Genomic DNA, 4,299 nt, shown 5'->3' on the forward strand with positions numbered 1-4,299 from the left:
GTGTGCAGCTTGGTCATGTGGTTGCGCCCTGCAGAAGTCCAATGAAGTGTCAGCATGGTTCGGCGCCGTTAATAGCATGTGGTTGCGGCTTCGCTGGCCGCGGAACCATCAGGGGCGCAACCCTCAAGAAAGATGCACGGCAGCCGCTAATGCTCGGGAGAAGGTCGTGTCGCCCTCTCGATTTCGCAATCCTGATCCGGATACAAGGACGTAGTTCTGTGAGAATCACTGTAGTTTTGGCGCTGGCGCTGTCTGTCAGCGGATGCGGGATGCTTCCAAAGAAGGAAACGCCCGAACAGACGGCGGCTGCATCCCGCTTCTATCCGGGCAAGTCAATCGACCAGGTTCGTGCCGCATCGACAGAGGTCTTGAATCTACTGGCGCCGGGGAAGATGAAGTACGACGCTGGCGCGGCCGGTATCGCGGCCAAGCGTGAATATGGCTATGTGGAACGGCGCATGGGTTACCAGGGGAGCATGACGACGTTCTACAACGTGAGTATGACGGCGGTTAGCTGGTATACCGTTGTCTTCTCCGAAGAAGCGGGTGGCACGCGGGCCCGCTTTGCGGTGCAGACCCGTGCCGATGACCAGGGTTCGTACTGGGCCAATCCGGCGATCCCGGAGATTCACCGCAGCTTCCGCCACAATCTCCCGCTGGACGGCCGTTACGGCGTTGCCGATCTGAAGCTGTTCCATGACCGCGTCGAGTACCTGCTGGGGCTGCGTCCGCAGTGGACATCGTGCAGCGACGTGAAGGAGCCGGGCATGCCCCTCGAGTTCTGTGATCGCGCCGGTGCCAACGACGTGGGTCCAGCTCAGCCGTGACCGAACCGGGGCCGGCCTCTGTTTGATGTGCAGGGGCGGGCCCGGACCAAGAGGCATCCTCTTGTGAAGGACGAGCGGTAACAGCACACTCCTCGCCAGCCACTCCCATAAAGAAACATCCATGTCCCTTTGCATCACCTGCCTGTGCGGCGCAAATACCATGGAACTGCATGGCCGTCCCGCTGCGCAGGCGAACTGCCACTGCGCCACCTGCAGGGATTTCTACGGCGTTGCGATGCTCTCGGCCACCGCATGGGCGGCCGAATCGGTGAGCGTTTCGGGGACGAAGAATGCGCGTTTCCAGCACCCGGCCAAGCAGCTTTCCAAGACCTTCTGCCTGACCTGCGGGGATGTCTTGTTTGGCACCAATCGCCTGGGCATGCGCGTGGTTCCCAACACTCTTGTTGCGCGAGCTGCCGAGGGCGTGCTGGGTGCAGGGTTTGCGCCAACGATGCACCTGTTCTACCGGGAGCGTGTCATCGACGTTGCAGATGCGCTGCCGAAGTACCTCGATGGGTGGGATGGTCCGCTTCATGTGAGCCAGAAACATCCGCAGCCATGTCCTGGCCCCTGACGATACGAGGCCGCAATGTCCATGGATAAATCGTGGGGCAAGATCAAAAGGACTGCGCAGATGAGCTCGCCAATCACTAACGACCTGGTACTGGATACGCTCCGGAAGAGCTTTGAAGGCCTGCCCGCGACCGATGGTGTGGGCCTGCCATTGCTTGCAGTCTGCGCAGCATTCGATGATTTCAACGCGCTTTCCATTGGAAGGAAGCTCGATGAGGAAGCGCTTACCAGCCTGTTCCTGGGGCACTTGGGGTCGAGCATCCGCCATGCAAGCTGCATCTGGCCAGAAGGCGACGTTGGCGGCAATCGCATGGGCCTGCGCTGGCTCCATTACAGCCGCCCGGCAGAAAACACCTTTGGCAGTGACTTCGCGCTGCTGATCGCCGCACCTGGGCAGGACGAGCGCTACCGGTTGGCGGTCTTCCAGGCCAAACGCTGCGATGGGTCTGCCGTTGACCTGAAGCGGGCACCCGCATGGGATCTGGGTGAGAGTCCCGATGGCAATGGGGCTCCAGCGTCGGTCAGCAAAGCCAGTAGGGATCAGCTGGAGAAGGAACGCAAGGCAAAGCGTGTGGAGGAAGCCGACGCCGAGCTTGAACGCTATCTTGGGTGGTTACAGAAAACAGATTCCGTGCTTACGGCTGACCAGCTTTCGGAGATTGAACAGCGACAGCCCGGCAAATGCTGGCAACTTACCAAACTGGTCATCCTTGCCCTCAGGCTGAGGCACCAGTTCAACAGGCCGGCGGCGGCGAGCGTGAATTATGTGCTGTGGCCAGAGCAGACCGGCAAGCCTGTGACCTATGCGCCCGTGGCCCATGCCAGATTGGAGCGTCTGGTTGACAGCAAGAGACCCACGACAGCGCCGGTGGCGCAGCGGAATACGGCGTCCGGGGAAACGCTTGGGCGTAGCAGGCAACGTCTGGAACCACCCCAAAGCGAGCTTCGCACGCTTTTGATGGCGTGGCTGACGGAAGACGGGGGCAGCGGCGACTCCTTGAGCGTGGACGAAGCTGCCGACGCCTGCCAGTTGATCACTGACTGTGTCGGCTCGGTCGCCATCGTCGACCTTCGCAGTTCAGGGCCCGCACTCACCCTGGATAGCAGGATCGGACTGGTAGAACCTGCTGCAGCACTGTCCACCTACGAACACGCGTTCGAAGGCACCGGGTACACGCCCTGATGCAGATGGGCGAAAGGTGCACGGGCTCTGCGATGCTGCAACCCGCATCGTGCGGGTTGCAGCAGAACCGTCTTCGCCCTGCAGGTGCTGGTCTCAGCGGGCGTCGGTGGCACCACCCGAATCATGCAGGCTGCGCAGCTTCTTCTTGTTGATCTTGCCCACGCTGGTGCGTTCCAGCGAATCGACGAAGCTGACGCGGTCGGGGATCGCGTAGCGGGAGATATCGCCGGAGCGGCTGCGTGCTGCGACCAGCTCGATGATCTCCGCCTCGGTCACATCGCTGCCGTGCTGCCGGACCACCAACGGCAGCGGTCGCTCGCCCCATTTCGTATCGCTGATGCCGATCACCGCAACCTCGTTGACCGCCGGATGCAGGGCGATGATGTCCTCCAGGGCGAGCGAGGAGATCCACTCGCCACCGGTCTTGATCACATCCTTGATGCGGTCGGTCACGCGCAGGTAGCCGCTGCCATCGATGCTGCCGATGTCCCCGGTGTGCAGGTAACCGCCGGCCCATAAAGCCGTCGAAGCGTCCGGATTGTGCAGATAGCCCTGGGTGAGCCAGGGCGTGCGCACCACCACTTCCCCGGTGGCGATGCCATCGTTGGCAACATCATTCATGTGTTCGTCGACGATGCGCAGGTCAACCAGCGGCACCGGAATGCCGGCCTTGGTGCGCAGGGAAAGCTCCTCGTCCGGGCCGTCCACGGCGTCGGCATCGATCTGCGCGAGGGTGAGCAGAGGGCAGGTCTCGGACATGCCGTAGCCGCCGAAGATGTCGATGCCACGGGCCAGTGCCTGCTGCGCCAGGGCCCGCGGTAGTGCCGCGCCGCCGATGATCACCTTCCAGTTGCGCAGGTCGGTATCGGCAGCAGTGGGATGGCCCAGCAGCATATGCAGGATGGTCGGCACGCAGTGCGAGAACGTCACCTTCTCGCGGGCGATCAACGCCAGCAACGTGCCCGGCAGGTAGCGACCGGGGTAGACCTGCTTGATGCCCAGCAGCGTGGCCACGTACGGCATGCCCCAGGCGTGGACATGGAACATCGGGGTGATCGGCATGTAGACATCGTCACGGTGGAGGCGCCCTTGACTGGACGCACTGCCGAGCGCGGCCATCGCCGCAAGCGAATGCAGTACCAGCTGCCGATGGCTGAAGTACACCCCTTTGGGCAGGCCCGTGGTGCCGGTGGTATAGAACGTCGTGGCGCGGGTGTTCTCGTCGAAGTCCGGGAAGTGGGTGATGGGCGTGGCCTCGCGCAGCCCGGCTTCGTACTCGGTCACGAAACCCGCTGGCAGTGGGCCATCCTCTTCGTCCAGCAGCACGCGCGTGCGCAGGTCAGGCAGCTGTTCGTCGATGGCGTCCAGCAACGGAAGGAACTCGCGGTTGGCCAGGAGTACCCGCGCGCCGCTGTGATTGAGCGTATAGGCAATCTGCTCAGGCGCCAGGCGGATGTTCACCATCATCAGCACCGCTCCGATCATCGGCACGGCGAAGTAACTCTCCAGGTAGCGGTTGCTGTCCCAGTCCATCACTGCCACGGTATCGCCGTGCTTTACCCCCAGTGAGGTCAACAGCCCGGCCAACTGGCCAATGCGTGCCTGCAGGGTGCGGTAGTCGAAGCGCACCTTGTCGCCATAGACGATCTCCTGCTGCCGACGCACGGCCAGCGGCGTCAGCAGCAACTGCTTGATCAGCAGGGGATAGGCATGAGC

At 62.5% G+C, this 4,299-nt stretch carries 4 protein-coding genes; 3 read left to right on the plus strand and 1 reads right to left on the minus strand.

All coding sequences use genetic code 11. The features are described from left to right. Positions 1 to 236: 236 nt before the first annotated feature. The 3 genes from AB4Y84_RS14585 to AB4Y84_RS14595 all read left to right on the plus strand — a co-directional run bounded on the left by AB4Y84_RS14585 (position 237) and on the right by AB4Y84_RS14595 (position 2,583). The gene (locus tag AB4Y84_RS14585) at positions 237 to 827 is read left to right on the plus strand and encodes a hypothetical protein (RefSeq protein ID WP_442243601.1); all 591 of its coding nucleotides are present in this window, start codon (positions 237 to 239) and stop codon (positions 825 to 827) included. 121 nt (positions 828 to 948) lie between these two features. Beyond that, entirely contained in the window at positions 949 to 1,401 is a 453-nt protein-coding gene (locus AB4Y84_RS14590; RefSeq protein WP_312108167.1) for a GFA family protein, read from the plus strand. Positions 1,402 to 1,461: 60 nt separating this feature from the next. Further along, the gene (locus tag AB4Y84_RS14595) at positions 1,462 to 2,583 is read left to right on the plus strand and encodes a hypothetical protein (protein WP_442243600.1); all 1,122 of its coding nucleotides are present in this window, start codon (positions 1,462 to 1,464) and stop codon (positions 2,581 to 2,583) included. A 93-nt stretch (positions 2,584 to 2,676) separates the two neighbouring features. Here AB4Y84_RS14595 and AB4Y84_RS14600 read toward each other — a convergent pair. Beyond that, a partial coding sequence (locus AB4Y84_RS14600) for a fatty acid--CoA ligase (RefSeq protein WP_442250341.1) occupies positions 2,677 to 4,299 on the minus strand: 1,623 nt, incomplete at its 5' end.

It is taken from the genome of Stenotrophomonas sp. 2YAF22, from assembly GCF_052114665.1.
In the GTDB taxonomy this organism is placed as follows: domain Bacteria; phylum Pseudomonadota; class Gammaproteobacteria; order Xanthomonadales; family Xanthomonadaceae; genus Stenotrophomonas; species Stenotrophomonas indicatrix.